Genomic DNA, 15,353 nt, shown 5'->3' on the forward strand with positions numbered 1-15,353 from the left:
AGCCAGCGTCAGGCCGCGACGAGGGCGCAATTGCGCGCGCCGCGCGCGCAAGACCTGACGACATCCGGTAGCGGGCATGCCCGCCTGCTGGTGGGCACAGGGTCCGTCGGCCGCTTAGCCGATGGGAGGTCGTACCGGTTGTTCGTGCGCCGGGCTGCTGCGACCCTCTTCCAGGGTGGCAGATACTGCGGAATGGCCGGGCATCCCCGCCGGCACCGCCGGCAGCGTCAGCAGGGCCAGCAGGGCCAGGCTGCAATGGTGCAGGCAGTCGCAACTGCCCAGCTTGCAGCAGTCGGCCGCATGCGGGTGATCGCCTTTGTCCGGCGGGGCCAGTGCGTCGGGCGCCGCCTTGTCCGGCGCCACCATGGCGTCGTGGCAGGACATCGCCTGTGCGGTCGACGGGTGCGTCGCCATCGCGTGTACCGCGGCCTGTGGCATCACCGTATCCGGCATCGCCATGCCCACCGACGCCCACGCACCGGTGGCCGTATTGGCGACCAGGCACAGGCACAGCAGCAGGCGGAGCAGGCAACGCAGCACGGGCAGTCAGGGCGGCGGACAGGAGCCATGAGCATACCACCGGCCCGGCAACTGTCCGCCGGATGACCGCCCGGCCCGGGCGCACGCCCGGCGGCGGTAGAATTGCGGCCTCCTTTGCATCACGCCCGTGCCCATGTCGCAGCGCCAGTGGGTGGCCGCCGCCATCCAGAAGATCGAAGCCGATTTCAACCGTTCGGCCGACACCCATCTGATCCCGATGGACCTGCCGGGCTATCCGGGCATCGATCTGTACTTCAAGGACGAGTCCAGCCACCCCACCGGCAGCCTCAAGCACCGGTTGGCGCGCTCGCTGTTCCTGTACGCGCTCACCAATGGCTGGCTGCGTGCCGGGCGCCCGGTGATCGAGGCCTCCAGCGGCTCCACCGCCATTTCCGAGGCCTATTTCGCGCGCCTGCTGGGGGTGCCCTTCATCGCGGTGATGCCGGCGTCGACCTCGCCGGAGAAGATCGCCGCGATCGAATTCCAGGGCGGCCGCTGCCATCTGGTGGAGCGCGCCTGCGATCTGGACAGCGCCTCGCATGCGCTTGCGCGCGAGACCGGCGGGCACTTCATGGACCAGTTCACCTATGCCGAGCGTGCCACCGACTGGCGCGCCAACAACAACATCGCCGAATCGATCTTCAAGCAGCTGTCCGAGGAGCCGCACCCGATTCCGGAATGGATCGTGTGCAGCCCCGGCACCGGCGGCACCAGCGCCACCTTGGGCCGCTATGTGCGCTATCGCCGGCATGCCACCCGCATCCTGTGCGCAGACCCGGAAGTGTCGGTGTTTTTCGACGGCTACTGCCGTGCGGTGGACGGGCAGTGCCCCAAAGAGCTGGCCATCACCGGCGGCTCGCGCATCGAAGGCATCGGCCGGCCACGGGTGGAATCGAGCTTCATCGCCAGCTGCGTGGATGTAATGATCAAGGTGCCCGATGCGCTGAGCCTGGCGGCGATGCGCCATGTCAGTGCCACCCTGGGCCGGCGCGTCGGCGGCTCCACCGGCACCAATTTCGTCGGCGTGCTGCAGGCGGCCCGGCGAATGCGCGAGGAAGGCCGGCAGGGCTCCATCGTCACCATCCTGTGCGATGCCGGCGAACGCTACGCGCACAGCTATTACGACCCGGCCTGGTACGTGGCGCGCGAGATCGATGTCAGCGACAGCGATGCAGCCATCGCCCTGGCCGTGAACGGCGGCGATCTGCCCGCCTTGCCTTGTGCGGCGCTGGAATGACCGCCATATCCACCACGCAGTGACACGCAGCTGTCGGTACGTGTCACCAGACAACTTCGTCATTCCTGATCCAGTCCCACCCGGAGCGCCCCATGACCAACCCGCTGCTCGATCTGTCCGGACTGCCGTCCTTCGATGCGATCCGCCCCGAACACGTGGGCCCGGCGATCGACCACTTGCTCGCCGATGCCGAGGCGGCAGTGAAGGCGGCCGAGCAGGTCAGCCCGGTGCGCTGGAATAGCTTTGTCACGCCGCTGGACGATGCCACCGAGCGCCTGTGGCGCGCCTGGGGGCAGGTTGGTCATCTGCAGGCGGTGATGAACACCCCGGAGTTGCGCGAGGCCTACAACAGCAACCTGCCCAAGGTGAGCCGCTTCGGCAGTGCGCTGGGCCAGAACCTGGCGCTGTATGCGCAGTACAAGGCGTTGGCGCAGTCGCCGGAGGCAGCGTCCTACGATGAAGCGCGTCGCAAGGTGCTGGACAACGCACTACGCGATTTCCGCCTGGGCGGTGCCGAACTCGATGACGAGGCCAAGGCGCGTTTTGCGCAGATCCAGGAAGAACTGTCGGCCTTGGCGGCCAAGTTTTCGCAGAACGTGCTCGACGCCACCGATGCCTGGTCGCATGTGACCGAGGACGAAACGCAGCTCTCCGGCTTGCCGGCCGAAGTGATCGCTGCCGCGCGCGCTGCCGCAGAGAAAGACGGCGTGCCGGGCTGGAAATTCACCTTGCAGATGCCGTGCTACCTGCCGGTGCAGAGCGATGCCGACAGCCGCGAACTGCGCGCGCTGCTGTACCGCGCCAACGCCGAGCGCGCTTCCGAATTCGGCGATGCCGCGCTGGACAACAGCGCCAATATCGATCGCATTCTGGGCTTGCGCGCCGAGCTGGCGCAGCTGCTCGGATTCGCCAGTTACGCCGACTATTCGGTGGCCACCAAGATGGCGCAGAGCCCGGACGAGGTGATGGGCTTCCTGCGCGATCTGGCCGTGCGCGCCAAGGCGCATGCGCAGCGCGACCGCGACGAGCTGGAAACCTTTGCGCGCGACGAACTGGGCCTGGACGAGCTGCAGGCCTGGGATCTGGCCTACGTCAGCGAAAAACTCAAGCAGGCGCGTTACAGCTTTTCCGAGCAGGAGGTGAAGCAGTACTTCACCGAGCCGAAAGTGCTGGCCGGCCTGTTCGATGTGATCCACAGCCTGTACGGGCTTACCGTCAAACCCGACAGCGCGCCGGTCTGGCACCCGGATGTGCGGTTTTACCGGCTGGAAGATGCGCAAGGCGCGCTGGTCGGCCAGTTCTATCTGGATCTGTATGCGCGCGAAGGCAAGCGCGGTGGCGCATGGATGGACGACTGCCGCAATCGCCGCGACACAGCCAACGGCGTGCAGACGCCGCTGGTGTATCTGGTGTGCAACTTCGGCCGCGGCAGCGGCGACGCACCGGCCACCTTCCGGCATGGCGAGGTCACCACGCTGTTCCATGAAATGGGCCACGGCCTGCATCAGCTGCTAACCCGCATCGGCGAGCTGGGCGTGGCCGGCATCAACGGCGTCGAATGGGATGCGGTGGAGTTGCCGAGCCAGTTCATGGAGAACTTCTGCTGGGAATGGGAGCGCGTGCAGGCGATGACCGCGCATGTGCAGACCGGCGAACCGTTGCCGCGCAACCTGTTCGATCGCTTGCTGGCTGCGCGCAATTTCCAGAGCGGCATGTTCACCGTGCGCCAGCTGGAATTTGCCTTGTTCGACATGCAGCTGCACAGCAGCTTCGACCCGACCCAGGACAGCGTGCTGCAATTGATCGAGCGCGTGCGCGACGAGGTGGCAGTCAATCGGCCGCCAGCGTGGAATCGCTTCCCGCACCAGTTCAGCCACATTTTCGCCGGGGGCTATGCGGCCGGCTATTACAGCTACAAATGGGCCGAAGTGCTCAGCGCCGATGCCTATGCCGCGTTCGAAGAGGCGCCCGAGCAGGTGGCCGAGACCGGTGCACGGTTCCGCCATGAGGTGTTGTCGCGCGGTGGCAGCCGCAGTGCGGCCGACAACTTCCGCGCTTTCCGTGGGCGTGCGCCGAGCATCGATGCGTTGCTGCGACACAACGACATGGCAGGCTGAAGATGCCGGCCTTGTCGGCCTTGCGCCTGCCAGTGTCGGCAGGCGCTGCGTTCGCAGCGCGGTGAGGCCGCCTGGCTGATACACGTGGCAGCGCGGTCACTGCAGTGGCCAATTGCGGCATGGATCGGCACATCAAGGAGCGTGCAATGCGGCGAGGTCTGTCATGGAGCGTGGCGATGTTGATCGCAGTGGCCACGCCGGTCGCGGCGCAGCACACAGCGCACGTCAACAGCCTGGTCCGTCTGCGTGCCGGCCCTGGCGAGGAATACCGGTTGGTGGGTGAGGCCCACGCTGGCAACCCGGTCACCGTGTATGGCTGTCTGGAAACTGGCAGGTGGTGCGATGTGCGTGGGCCCGATGCGCGCGGCTGGATGCCTGCGCAGGCAATCGTGTCCGGCCGTGGCGCGGTCGCAAAGGCGGTGCCAAAGCTTACGTTCGCGCTGGATGCGTACTGGGGCGCGCATTATCAAGGCCGCGAATGGACGGCCGAAAGCGAACGTGCGCTCTGGCGCGCGCATGTGCCCGGCGATTCCCCGAGTCTGGACATGATGGCGCCCAGTGATGCTCCGCAAGCTGGCGTGCCCACCATCGCAAAGCGCCTGAAGGCGCAGACACGTTCGGAAAACGAACGTGTGCAAGGAGAACGCGCCGAAATCGATCGAGCCGCGCGCAATCACTACGACGCCGACAGGCGGGACGACAAGATACAAGGCTGTGAGCGCTCGGGTGGCCAGGACAGCACCGTGCAAGGCTGCATCTCAAATGCACGCAGCGACTACGATCGATCGGTTCGGGAGCGGGAGACGCGTTGACCGGAACGCCCGCCAGCGAACCGGCACGCAAGCGTATTCAACGCGAAGTGGCAGGTGCTGCCGGTGCGGCGCCGCGCGGTATCAACCGCGCAGCGTCCGCATGCCCCACGTGGTGCCCGGTCTAAGCAGGCTGCACGCCAAGGCACTTCCGTCATTGCGTGACTGGTGGGATGCCACCACCGCCACCGCAGGGCCACCGCGGTGGAACGGCGGTGGCGGCGAGCATCACACCCGGCCGAACACCAGCGTACCGTTGGTGCCGCCAAAGCCGAAGCTGTTGGACATTACCGTGTTCAACCTGGCGTCCTGGGTCTGCCGCAGGATCGGGAAACCTTCCGCGCGCGGGTCCAGTTCTTCGATATGCGCCGAGCCGGCCATGAAGCCGTCGCGCAGCATCAGCAGGCTGTAGATCGCCTCGTGCACGCTGGCGGCGCCCAGCGAATGGCCGGACAGCGCCTTGGTCGAGGACAGCGGCGGCACGTTGTCACCGAACACCTCGCGCACCGCGCCCAGTTCGGTGACATCGCCCAGCGGTGTCGAGGTGCCGTGCGTGTTGAGGTAATCGATCGGGCGATCCAGCCCTTGCAGGGCCATATGCATGCAGCGCACCGCACCTTCGCCGCTGGGCGCCACCATGTCCGCGCCATCGGAGGTCACGCCATAGCCCAGCAGTTCGGCATGGATGCGTGCGCCGCGTGCGATGGCGTGGTCGTAGTCTTCCAGTACCAGCATGCCGCCGCCGCTGCCGATGACGAAGCCGTCGCGCTGCGCGTCGTACGGGCGCGATGCCACCGCCGGGCGATCGTTGAAGCCGGTGGACAGCGCGCCCATCGCATCGAACATCACGCTCATGGTCCAGTGCAGTTCTTCGCCGCCACCGGCAAACATCACATCCTGCGCGCCGTGGCGGATCAGATCCGCCGATGCGCCGATGCAATGCGCCGAGGTCGCGCAGGCGGCCGACAGCGAATAGCTCAGGCCGCGGATCTTGAACGCGGTGGCCAGCGATGCAGAGACCGCCGAACACATCGTGCGCGGCACCATATATGGGCCGACCTTGCGCACGCCACGGTTGCGCAGCAGGTCGGCGGTTTCCACCTGCCATTGGCTGGAGCCGCCGCCGGAGCCGGCGATCACGCCGGTGCGCACATCGCTGACCTGTTCGGCACTCAGGCCCGCATCGGCGATCGCATCGCGCATGGCCAGATAGGCGTACGCAGAGGCATCGCCCATGAAGCGTTTGAGCTTGCGGTCGATCAACGCTTCCAGATCCAGCGTGACTGCCCCGCCCACCTGGCTGCGCAGGCCGGCCTCTGCGTGATCAGGGAGCGCGGTGATGCCGGAGCGGCTTTCGCGCAGAGCGCTGGAGACGGTGTCCAGATCGTTGCCCAGGCACGAATTGATGCCCATTCCGGTGATGACGACGCGACGCATCAGAAGTTCTCCGTTGAAGTGAACATGCCCACGCGCAGATCCTTGGCGGTATAGATCTCGCGCCCGTCCACCAGCATGCGTGCGTCGGTCTGCGCCATCACCAGCTTGCGGTTGATCACGCGGCTGACATCGATCTCGTAGCTCACCAATTTGGCGCTCGGCAGCACCTGGCCGGTGAATTTGACCTCCCCGCAACCCAACGCGCGGCCGCGGCCGGGTGCGCCGATCCAGGTGAGGAAGAAGCCGGTGAGCTGCCACATTGCATCCAGGCCCAGGCAACCGGGCATCACCGGGTCGCCGATGAAGTGGCAGCCGAAGAACCACAGGTCCGGGCGGATATCCAGTTCGGCATGAATCACGCCCTTGCCATGCGCACCGCCGGTGTCGCTGATCTCGGTGATGCGGTCGAACATCAGCATCGGATCGTTGGGCAGACGGCCGCTGTCGGGTGCAAACAATTCCCCACGCGCACTGGCCAGCAATTGGTCGCGCGAGTACGTACTTTGACGAGTCATGACGAACGTTTCCTGCAAGGAGCGAAAGGCGAAGCCGGCAAGGGTGCATGAGCCGGCGCGGTTCAATCAAACGTTTTATCCGTACGCATGCGTGCTGTTTTCAGCCGGTTGCGCCGTGCAGCAGGGCCGCGTTGCATGTTGAGCGGCAGCATGCGGGCGTGCCGTCTTTGGGGGCGGGCGGGCCTGCATGGTTGGCTCTGCTGCTGTGGTCTACCACGCGAGATCGCTGGTGTTCGATGGCCGGTCGCGCCCGTTTACCACTTGCGTTGTGTGCGATCGCCGCTCAAGGCATGAGACGGCGCTGGCTTATCATGGATGCAGACCTGTAACAGAGAAACCAGCTTGATGCGCAAGATCGTGCACGTGGACATGGATGCGTTCTACGCATCCGTGGAGCAACGTGACGACCCGAGCCTGCGCGGCAAGCCGGTAGTGGTGGCCTGGCGCGGTGCGCGCTCGGTAGTGTGCGCGGCATCTTACGAAGCGCGCACCTTCGGCATTCGCTCGGCGATGCCGGCTGTGCGTGCCGAGCGCCTGTGCCCGGATGCGGTCTTCGTGCCACCGGACTTTGCCCGCTACAAGGCGGTGTCGCGGCAGGTGCGCGAGATCTTCCATCGGCATACCGATCTGGTCGAACCGTTGTCGCTGGACGAGGCCTATCTGGATGTCACCCAAGCCAAGACCGGCATGCGGCTGGCCACCGAAATCGCGCAACTGATCCGCACCCAGATCCGCGAAGAAACCCAGCTCACCGCGTCGGCCGGCATCGCCCCGAACAAGTTCCTGGCCAAGATCGCCTCCGACTGGCGCAAACCCGATGGCCAGTTCGTGATCGCACCCAGTCGCGTGGATGCATTCCTGCTCCCGCTCAAGGTCAATCGCATTCCCGGCGTGGGCAAGGTGATGGATGGCAAGCTGGCGGCCTTGGGCATCGTCACCGTGGCCGATCTGCGCCTGCGCCCGCTGGAAGAATTGCAGGCGCATTTCGGCAGTTTCGGGCATAGCCTGTATCGCCGCGCGCGCGGCATCGACGAGCGCCCGGTGGAGCCGGACCAGGAGGTGCAGTCGGTCTCTTCGGAAGACACCTTCAGCGAAGATCTTGCGCTTGATGCGCTGGACCCGCACATCCTGCGGCTGGCCGAAAAAACCTGGCTCGCCACGCGTCGCACCGAGCGCATCGGGCGCACGGTGGTGCTGAAGTTGAAGACATCGAATTTCCGCATTCTCACGCGTTCCTACACGCCCGAGCAGCCGCCTGCCTCGCAGGACGCACTGGCACAGATCGCGCTGGCCCTGACCCGCCGCGTGGAGTTGCCAGCGCAAACGCGTTACCGCCTGGTCGGTGTCGGCCTGAGCGGTTTCAGCGATGTCGAAGACGCCGCGGTGCAGGGCCAGTTGTTCGGTGAAATACCGCAGGCCGAGTGATGGCGGTTCTCTCGTAAGCAGTGCTGCGGGCTTCGCATGCGGCCTTCGTGGATGACTGTATCGATGCAGCCAGCGAGATATCCCCGGCGCTCCACAGTGACACGCCATGAATCCTGCACTGCGTACACTGCCGCTTGCTCCCCCACCCAAGGCAGTCCGCATGTTTCCGTATCCGCTGGTGATCTTCGATCTGGATGGCACGCTGGTGGACAGTGCCCCGGATATCGCCGAAGCACTCAATGCCACCTTGCAGGAATTGGGGCTGCAGCAGTTCAGCGAAGCCACGATCCGCAGCTGGATCGGCGAAGGTGTGCATGTGCTGCTCGCCACCGCATTGCGCGAAGCCGGCGGGACGCACGATGCCGAGACAGAAATGCCGGTGATGATGCGCCACTACCAAGCCTGCCTGCTGCACAACCCGCAGCTGTATCCCGGCGTTGCCGATGCGCTGGCAGGTTTGCGCGATGCCGGCGCCACGCTGGCGTTGTGCACCAACAAACCGTCGCGTTTCATTGCACCGCTGCTGGAGCATCTGGGGATCGGGGCGTATTTCAGCACGGTGCTCGGCGGCGATTCGCTGCCGCAGCGCAAGCCCGACCCGGCACCGCTGCTGCAGCTGGCCGAGCAGTTCCAGCACACACCACAGCAGTGCCTGATGGTCGGCGATTCGGCTACCGACGCCGCGGCCGCAAACGCCGCCAGCATGCCGCTGGCGATGGTGCGTTACGGCTATTTGCGCGGCTTCGATGTGCAGACCTCCGGTGCGGTGGCCATCATCGACGACATGCGCGAGCTGCTTGCGTTGAAGTAATCCGCAACGCGCTACCAGCGCGTTTTGCCAAATCGCTACATCCGCAGAGTGCCACTCATGCAGCCGCCATGTTGCTGCACGGGTGGCCCCGGAGTGACACCGTTCGTGCTGCTGCCGGGTCTGTACACAGCTAACGCAGACATCTCTGCACGCGACACCTGCTGTGCAACAGATGAGCTGCCGCAGTGGTGCGATTCCCGTACGCAACTGCGCCAACACACATGTTCGATTTGAGAATGAATCGTATCTGTGTAGAATGCGCGGACAATCTTGACTGCGCTGCACCGCCTCGCACGCACCGTGCGCCTGCTGCACGCGTGGCCCCCGCTTTGTCACCTCAAGCCGTCGCTAGAGGCCCATCTCCTGTCGAGAGGTTTAAAAATGTCCGCATCATGCCGGTCATGGATGTCTGTGCCTGCGCGCCGTCCTGTGGTGTCCCGCCGTCAGCTGGTGCTGGCAATCGCTATCGGTTGCGGCAGCTGCATGTGCAGCGCATCCGCCGAAGACGCGGTGGCCGACCCGCAATCGCTGGACACCGTGCACGTCACCGCCGCGCAGATTGCGCGCCAGGCGCTGGGCTCATCGGTCATCACCGCCGAAGATATCGAGCGGCGTCCACCGGTCAACGATCTGTCGCAGCTGCTGCGCACCATGCCGGGCGTCAATCTCACCGGCAATAGCGCATCCGGGCAATACGGCAACAACCGCCAGATCGATTTGCGCGGCATGGGCCCGGAAAACACGCTGATTCTGGTGGATGGCAAGCCGGTGGGGTCGCGCGATGCGGTGCGCATGGGCCGCAGCGGCGAACGCAACACGCGTGGCGATACCAACTGGGTACCGGCCGACGCGGTGGAGCGCATCGAGGTGCTGCGTGGCCCGGCGGCGGCGCGTTATGGCTCCGGTGCGTCCGGCGGTGTGGTCAACATCATCACCAAGAAACCGACCGGCGATCTTACCGGTGCGATGACGCTGTTCGGTCTTGTGCCGCAGCACAGCGCCGAAGGCGATGGGCAACGCATCGGATTCCAGCTCAGTGGCCCGCTGTCGGACACGTTTTCGTTCCGCCTCTACGGCAACATCAACAAGACCGATCCGGATTCGCTGGAGCTCAATCGCCGCTTTGCGAGTAACGCCAATGCAGTGCCGCCGGCCGGGCGCGAGGGCGTGCGCAACAAGGACATCAACGGCCTGTTGCGCTGGGACCCGACGGAAGGGCAGGTGATCGAACTCGATGCCGGCTTCAGCCGCCAGGGCAATCTGTATGCAGGCGATCGCGCGGTGAGCGCCGATGGCCTGGCAGGCGCCGATCTCGCTGCGTTGTTCGGCAGCGAAACCAACACCATGCTGCGCCGCACGTTCTCGCTGACGCACCGCGGCACCTGGGCGCTGGGCACTTCGCGGCTCACCGCCGCCTACGAAGGCACCGACAACACCCGTCTCAACGAAGGCCTGGCCGGCGGCCCGGAAGGTTCCATTGCGGCCAGCCTGCTCAACTCCACCGCCATGCTCGACAATCTCAATATCGACGGCGAGTTCAACCTGCCGTTGCAGGCCTGGGCCGAACAAGTGCTCACGTTCGGTTTCGAGCGTCGCCAGAGCCGCCTCAGCGATGCGTATTCGATGTCGCAGGCCGTCACCGCAGGTGGTGGCTTTCCTGGCCTTTCTGCGGATGCCCGTAGTCCACGCAGTGAGGCCACGCTCAGCGCGGTGTATGTGGAAGACAACATCTACGCCACCGAGCGGCTGACGCTTACCCCCGGCCTGCGCCTGGATCACCACAGCCAGTTCGGCAACAACCTCAGCCCCAGCCTCAATGTGCAATACAAACTCAGCGAAGACTGGTTGCTCAAGGGCGGCATCGCGCGTGCGTTCAAGGCGCCCAATCTGTATCAGTCCAACGATAACTATCTGTATTACACGCGCGGCAATGGCTGCCCGGTGCTGTTTCCCAATCTGGGGTCGGGCTGCTACATCCAGGGCAATGACAACCTCGATCCGGAAACCAGCATCAACAAGGAAATCGGCATCGAGTGGGCACCGCAGTCCGGCCACCACGCCTCGCTGACCTATTTCCACAATGCATACGACGGCAAGATCGTCGCCGGGATGGTGCCGGTGGGTACCACTGCCGATGGACGCGGGCAGGTGTTCCAGTGGACCAACGCATCGGAAGCGATCGTGCAGGGTGTGGAAGGCAATCTCACCCTGCCGTTGCTGGGCGAACAGGGCCGCGTAGTGAAGTGGAACACCAACGTCACCTACATGATCGAGAACAAGAACACCGCCACCGATCAGCCGCTGTCGGTAATCCCGGAATACACGGTCAACACCACGTTGGATTGGCAACCGACCCAGGCGTTGTCGCTGCTGCTTACCGGAACGTTTTACGGCAAGCAGGAGTCGGCCACGCAGTCGAGCACCAGCGGCGGTGCCATCGCCTCCGACACCCGCGACCCCTACGACCTGTGGGGTATCAGTGCCCGCTATCGCATCACCCGCACGGTCAGCGTCGGTGTGGGCGTGGACAACCTGTTCGACACCCGGCTGTTTCGCGAGGGCACCAACAACACCGGCGGTGCGGCAGGCGCGGCCACCTACAACGAACCGGGACGCGCGTACTGGGCGACGTTGCGTTTTGGTTTCTGAGATTGGTGATCAAGACGGCGTGCTTGCAATGCCAGCAGCACCCATGAGGAGATGTTCGATGCATCGCTATCGATGGGCCGTCTACATCTGAATGCTGGTGTGGCTTCGACGTCCCCCCGTCCTGAGTAGCGGCCGGGTTTAGAGTCCGGGCTGGGTTGCCCCCCCGATTCCAGAGCCATTAGCTAATAGAGATTTCGGCCTGAGTTGGCGCCTGGGAATTCGCTTGGGACCCGTAATTTCGGGCGAATTCTTCAGGGGTTTTCCATGCCAGTGCACTGTGGGGCCGCTCCTGGTTATAGACGCGTCGCCATTGTTCGATTTTGCTCCGCGCGTCAGCCAGTGACAAGAAACAAATGCGCGTTGAGACACTCCTGCCGCAGGCGTCCGTTGAAGCTTTCCACCAAGGTGTTATCGGTCGGGGGCGTGGATTCGCCGGCTGAAGTGCCATTTTTTCTGACAACTTCATGTTTTAACAAAAGAAATCGGATGCTATGAACCATTTTTACACGTATGTCGACTGAACCCCTTAATGTCCCGCGACGCGAGGCGTCGCCGCACGTCACGCGCTCACAGTCGCGAACAACCCATAGCGAGCAGTCGCCGGCCGGGTGTGGGCCGCGCACAGGAACCGCGGCGGACAAGTGATAGATGCCGATTCCGAGCGCTGGTTGCGCGCGTCTGGCGGTGAGCGCAATCGTGCTGGTCGCTGCCCTTAGTCGTCGTGCGCGCCGCTTGGCTGCGCGCCGTCATCGGCCGACTCGATCATGTCGCCGTGCGTATCGTCGTTGTCGGCGCGTGCGTAATGCACGGTTTCCACCGGCCCGCCGATGGCGCGGCCGCGCACCGGCAGCAGCGCGCTGGCTGCTTCGTATTCGGCCAGCAACGCATGGCGCCGCGCTTCCGGCACGTCCTGCCAGTGGCAATCGGAGAGCGCGCCTTCCAGCGAATACAGCAGGTTGAGGCTGGGCTTGAAGCCGGCACGGCGGACTTTCACGAATGCACCCACCGCGCCGACGGCTTGCAGGTCCTGCTGCGTGCGCAGGCCGACCTGGCGCAGCCACGCCGCGCTCTTGGGGCCGATGTTGCGCATCCGCTCGGTGGTCACGCCAGCGCGTCCACAAAGAGTTGCGCAATGGCTTCCAGGCCGCGTTGATCGTCCGCATCGAAGCGGTCCAGGTCCGGGCTGTCCAGATCCAGCACGCCGATCAGCGCATCGCCCTTGACCAGCGGAATCACCAGCTCCGAGCGCGATGCCGAATCGCAGGCGATATGCCCGGGGAACGCATCCACGTCGGCAATGCGCTGGCTCTGCCGGGTGCTGGCGGCCGCGCCGCACACGCCCTTGTCCAGCGGAATGCGCACGCATGCCGGCAGACCCTGGAACGGCCCCACCACCAGCTCGCGGCCGTCGTAGAAATAAAATCCGGCCCAGTTGAGCGAGGGCAGGGAGTTGAAGATCAGCGCGGCCAGATTGGCGGCGTTGGCGATCCGGTCCGGCTCGCCGTGTACCAGTGCCTGGGCCTGGGCGGTGAGCTGGGCATATTGTTCCGGCTTGCTGCCGGTCAGCGAAGAGGTGGCGAACATCGGCAAAGTTTAGCAGCGGCCGTCTGCAGCGTGCCTGCGACGGGGCAGGTCACGCACGAGCACGCGCTGCGCCGGGCGTGTGGGCAGGTCAGAGCACGCAGCAGGCCCATCACGGTGCGCACCGTTCTGCGCTCAATTGCCGCGCGCTGGCTGGCTGGCGTCGGTACGCTGCTCATCGATCACCGGCAGCGACGGGCAGCACGGCGCGCTATCAACGCAAATCAACCGTGCTCAGCCGTGCGGCCCGGTGCGCGCGTTATGCTGCGCGCCCTCACGGCAATGGCGGCGCGGCCGCAGGATCTGGCGTATGCAGCACCCGGCGTTTTATGTCACCGGCACCGATACCGGTATCGGCAAGACCATGGGCAGCACTGCGCTGCTGCATGCGTTGCGCGCACGCGGCCACAGCGCGGTCGGCATGAAGCCGGTGGCCAGCGGCTGCGAACACACGCCGCAGGGCTGGCGCAACGAAGACGCGCTGGCGCTGCAGGCGGCCAGCCACCCGCAACCGGACTATGCAAGCCTCAATCCCTATGCGTTGCCCGCACCGTTGGCACCGGAGCTGGCCGCAGCCGATGTCGGCGTGACGCTGACGCTGGCGCCGATCACGCAGGCGTTTGCGCAATTGCGCGCGCAGGCCGAAGTGGTGGTGGTGGAAGGCGTCGGTGGCTGGGCCGCGCCGCTGAGCGCGACCCTGGATCAAGCCGACCTGGTGCGCGCGTTGCGGCTGCCGGTGGTGCTGGTGGTCGGCGTGCGGCTGGGCTGCATCAACCATGCGCGCCTGACCGCCGCTGCCATCGCCGCCGACGGCCTGGACTGCATCGGCTGGATCGCCAACGAAATCGATCCGCAGATGGAGCGCGCCGAAGACAACATCCGCATGCTGCACGCGCGTCTGGCGATGCCGTGCTGGGGGCGGATCCCGTGGCGACCGGGTGCCGATGCCGCCAGCCAGGCGCACGGGCTGCAATTGCCGGCCTAGGTCAGACCCGGCAAGTACGCGAGCCTGCTGGCGCGCAGCGCGGTCGGCGTCTGGTCGGGTCCGCGCCCAGCGCGCGTGTTGTGGCTGAGCAGAGACTGCATGCACGCTCCACGCGCCGGTGGTGCGCACCGTCACTGCTCTGTAAGCAACACGCTTGCATGTCACCGCAGCAGCTGCGCACCTGCAGCGTCCCCGAGCCAAACCTGCGCAGCGAAAACCCCAGCGATCAGGCAATAAAAAAGCCCGACAGAGGGAGGGATCTGTCGGGCCGGATTGCACGGGGGGAGGGACCCATGCAAAGACGCTGAATTTTATTGGCGGTTACTTGCGCCGGGTCTTGCCTGTTGCGCCGGCCTGCTCGCTGCCGGTGTCGAACTGCTGCTTGGCCAATTGCCCAAGCTCGCTGGACATTTTCAACCCCATTCCCATCACTTCCTGATTGACCGAAGCCAGACGTTCCAGGTTGTCGCGGGCCAGTTGCAGTCCTTTCGACCAGAGCGTCTGGTAGGCGCCCAGATCGCGTGCCTGCGCAAACTCACCGAAGAAGCTGGTGGTCGCGTTGACGTTCTGTTCCAGCGTGTCCAATGCCAACTGGTTGGCACGCGCTGCAGCAGAGGCGAACTGACGGGTGAAGCTGTTTTCGAACTGCGCCGACATTGCGAACCCCTTGGGGAAGCGTGTGACCGTTTGTTGCGTTGCAACATACGCCGATATTGTTGCGATGCAACACGTTTGCTGAAAATTTACCAAATATCTGCAGAAGTCCTTCCGTATCAAACGGTTGGAACAGGTCTGAAACGACAAAAGCCGCCCAGCGGGCGGCTTCAGGACACCGGAATGCGCGGAAGAATCAGCCGCGGTAGCGGCAGCCGGAGGTGCAGGTTTCATGCACCACGATCTCGCTCAGCTGCGGCAGCGCCGGCTTGAGCTGCTGCCAGATCCAGATTGCCAGCCGTTCGCTGGTAGGGTTTTCCAGCCCCTCGATGTCGTTGAGGTAATGGTGGTCCAGGCGATCGTAGATCGGCTGGAAGGCGGCCTTGATGTCGCCGAAGTCCATGATCCAGCCGGTGTCGGCACCTGGCTCGCCGCTGACGTGCAGCTCGACCCGGAACGAATGCCCATGCAGCCGGGCGCACTTGTGGCCGGGCGGCACATTGGGAAGCCGATGCGCGGCTTCGAGCGTAAAGACTTTGAAGATATCCATGGCGGTGATCGGTAAGCAGTAGCAAAAGGAGGGGGGGCGCGCC

The 15,353-nt window shown here is 65.0% G+C and carries 14 protein-coding genes and 1 pseudogene; 7 read left to right on the top strand and 8 right to left on the bottom strand.

Annotation, left to right across the window (positions count from 1 at the left end):
- Positions 1 to 114: 114 nt before the first annotated feature.
- The gene (locus A7D16_RS20565) at positions 115 to 540 is read right to left on the bottom strand and encodes a CopL family metal-binding regulatory protein (RefSeq protein WP_064635112.1); all 426 of its coding nucleotides are present in this window, start codon (positions 538 to 540) and stop codon (positions 115 to 117) included.
- A 133-nt stretch (positions 541 to 673) separates the two neighbouring features.
- Between A7D16_RS20565 and A7D16_RS20570 the strand changes: the two genes are divergently transcribed.
- The 3 genes from A7D16_RS20570 to A7D16_RS20580 all read left to right on the top strand — a co-directional run bounded on the left by A7D16_RS20570 (position 674) and on the right by A7D16_RS20580 (position 4,706).
- Positions 674 to 1,777, top strand: coding sequence for a PLP-dependent cysteine synthase family protein (locus tag A7D16_RS20570; RefSeq protein WP_064635113.1), 1,104 nt, complete (start codon positions 674 to 676; stop codon positions 1,775 to 1,777).
- A gap of 92 nt (positions 1,778 to 1,869) precedes the next feature.
- The gene (locus tag A7D16_RS20575; protein ID WP_064635115.1) at positions 1,870 to 3,894 is read left to right on the top strand and encodes a M3 family metallopeptidase; all 2,025 of its coding nucleotides are present in this window, start codon (positions 1,870 to 1,872) and stop codon (positions 3,892 to 3,894) included.
- 146 nt (positions 3,895 to 4,040) lie between these two features.
- Positions 4,041 to 4,706 carry an SH3 domain-containing protein gene (locus A7D16_RS20580; RefSeq protein WP_064635245.1) on the top strand — a complete coding sequence of 222 codons (666 nt, stop codon included), beginning with the start codon at positions 4,041 to 4,043 and terminating at the stop codon, positions 4,704 to 4,706.
- Positions 4,707 to 4,931: 225 nt separating this feature from the next.
- Here A7D16_RS20580 and fabB read toward each other — a convergent pair whose 3' ends face one another.
- Both fabB and fabA read right to left on the bottom strand, forming a co-directional pair.
- Positions 4,932 to 6,140: a beta-ketoacyl-ACP synthase I gene (fabB, locus tag A7D16_RS20585; RefSeq protein ID WP_064635117.1), complete on the bottom strand. Its 1,209-nt coding sequence runs from the start codon at positions 6,138 to 6,140 to the stop codon at positions 4,932 to 4,934.
- Positions 6,140 to 6,655 carry a 3-hydroxyacyl-[acyl-carrier-protein] dehydratase FabA gene (gene fabA / locus A7D16_RS20590; protein ID WP_064635247.1) on the bottom strand — a complete coding sequence of 172 codons (516 nt, stop codon included), beginning with the start codon at positions 6,653 to 6,655 and terminating at the stop codon, positions 6,140 to 6,142. Before fabA ends, fabB begins: the two co-directional genes overlap by 1 nt.
- 345 nt (positions 6,656 to 7,000) lie before the next feature.
- Here fabA and dinB point away from each other — a divergent pair, with 345 nt between their 5' ends.
- The 3 genes from dinB (at position 7,001) to A7D16_RS20605 (ending at position 11,540) form a co-directional block, all read left to right on the top strand.
- Entirely contained in the window at positions 7,001 to 8,080 is a 1,080-nt protein-coding gene (dinB, locus tag A7D16_RS20595) for a DNA polymerase IV (RefSeq protein WP_064635119.1), read from the top strand.
- Positions 8,081 to 8,240: 160 nt separating this feature from the next.
- Entirely contained in the window at positions 8,241 to 8,891 is a 651-nt protein-coding gene (locus A7D16_RS20600; protein WP_064635122.1) for a phosphoglycolate phosphatase, read from the top strand.
- Positions 8,892 to 9,296: 405 nt separating this feature from the next.
- Positions 9,297 to 11,540, top strand: coding sequence for a TonB-dependent siderophore receptor (locus tag A7D16_RS20605; RefSeq protein WP_064635124.1), 2,244 nt, complete (start codon positions 9,297 to 9,299; stop codon positions 11,538 to 11,540).
- A 178-nt stretch (positions 11,541 to 11,718) separates the two neighbouring features.
- Here A7D16_RS20605 and A7D16_RS22235 read toward each other — a convergent pair.
- From A7D16_RS22235 to A7D16_RS20615, 3 genes and pseudogenes are all read right to left on the bottom strand, one after another.
- Positions 11,719 to 11,959, bottom strand: a pseudogene (locus tag A7D16_RS22235) (integrase core domain-containing protein); the annotation flags it as partial.
- Between the two features lie 293 nt (positions 11,960 to 12,252).
- On the bottom strand, positions 12,253 to 12,645 hold the full coding sequence (locus tag A7D16_RS20610; RefSeq protein ID WP_064635126.1) for a TfoX/Sxy family protein: 393 nt from the start codon (positions 12,643 to 12,645) through the stop codon (positions 12,253 to 12,255).
- Positions 12,642 to 13,124: a GAF domain-containing protein gene (locus tag A7D16_RS20615; protein WP_064635128.1), complete on the bottom strand. Its 483-nt coding sequence runs from the start codon at positions 13,122 to 13,124 to the stop codon at positions 12,642 to 12,644. Before A7D16_RS20615 ends, A7D16_RS20610 begins: the two co-directional genes overlap by 4 nt.
- 307 nt (positions 13,125 to 13,431) lie before the next feature.
- On the opposite strand from A7D16_RS20615, the gene bioD reads away from it, so the two are divergent.
- Complete coding sequence (gene bioD, locus A7D16_RS20620; protein ID WP_064635130.1) at positions 13,432 to 14,106, top strand: dethiobiotin synthase; 675 nt, start codon at positions 13,432 to 13,434, stop codon at positions 14,104 to 14,106.
- 321 nt (positions 14,107 to 14,427) lie between these two features.
- On the opposite strand, the gene A7D16_RS20625 is transcribed toward bioD, so the two are convergent.
- On the bottom strand, positions 14,428 to 14,763 hold the full coding sequence (locus A7D16_RS20625; RefSeq protein ID WP_064635132.1) for a phasin family protein: 336 nt from the start codon (positions 14,761 to 14,763) through the stop codon (positions 14,428 to 14,430).
- Positions 14,764 to 14,956: 193 nt separating this feature from the next.
- Positions 14,957 to 15,310 carry a 6-carboxytetrahydropterin synthase QueD gene (gene queD, locus A7D16_RS20630; protein ID WP_055850251.1) on the bottom strand — a complete coding sequence of 118 codons (354 nt, stop codon included), beginning with the start codon at positions 15,308 to 15,310 and terminating at the stop codon, positions 14,957 to 14,959.
- Positions 15,311 to 15,353: the final 43 nt, after the last annotated feature.

Source organism: Xanthomonas nasturtii (genome assembly GCF_001660815.1).
GTDB lineage: Bacteria > Pseudomonadota > Gammaproteobacteria > Xanthomonadales > Xanthomonadaceae > Xanthomonas > Xanthomonas nasturtii.

What these genes read in the sequence shown, in the direction of transcription:
- A7D16_RS20570 (WP_064635113.1), top strand. Translation starts at nt 674, where the DNA reads ATGTCGCAGCGCCAGTGGGTGGCCGCCGCCATCCAGAAGATCGAAGCC.
- A7D16_RS20575 (WP_064635115.1), top strand. Translation starts at nt 1,870, where the DNA reads ATGACCAACCCGCTGCTCGATCTGTCCGGACTGCCGTCCTTCGATGCG.
- A7D16_RS20580 (WP_064635245.1), top strand. Translation starts at nt 4,041, where the DNA reads ATGCGGCGAGGTCTGTCATGGAGCGTGGCGATGTTGATCGCAGTGGCC.
- fabB (WP_064635117.1), bottom strand. Translation starts at nt 6,140, where the DNA reads ATGCGTCGCGTCGTCATCACCGGAATGGGCATCAATTCGTGCCTGGGC.
- fabA (WP_064635247.1), bottom strand. Translation starts at nt 6,655, where the DNA reads ATGACTCGTCAAAGTACGTACTCGCGCGACCAATTGCTGGCCAGTGCG.
- dinB (WP_064635119.1), top strand. Translation starts at nt 7,001, where the DNA reads ATGCGCAAGATCGTGCACGTGGACATGGATGCGTTCTACGCATCCGTG.
- A7D16_RS20600 (WP_064635122.1), top strand. Translation starts at nt 8,241, where the DNA reads ATGTTTCCGTATCCGCTGGTGATCTTCGATCTGGATGGCACGCTGGTG.
- A7D16_RS20605 (WP_064635124.1), top strand. Translation starts at nt 9,297, where the DNA reads ATGTCTGTGCCTGCGCGCCGTCCTGTGGTGTCCCGCCGTCAGCTGGTG.
- A7D16_RS20615 (WP_064635128.1), bottom strand. Translation starts at nt 13,124, where the DNA reads ATGTTCGCCACCTCTTCGCTGACCGGCAGCAAGCCGGAACAATATGCC.
- bioD (WP_064635130.1), top strand. Translation starts at nt 13,432, where the DNA reads ATGCAGCACCCGGCGTTTTATGTCACCGGCACCGATACCGGTATCGGC.
- A7D16_RS20625 (WP_064635132.1), bottom strand. Translation starts at nt 14,763, where the DNA reads ATGTCGGCGCAGTTCGAAAACAGCTTCACCCGTCAGTTCGCCTCTGCT.
- queD (WP_055850251.1), bottom strand. Translation starts at nt 15,310, where the DNA reads ATGGATATCTTCAAAGTCTTTACGCTCGAAGCCGCGCATCGGCTTCCC.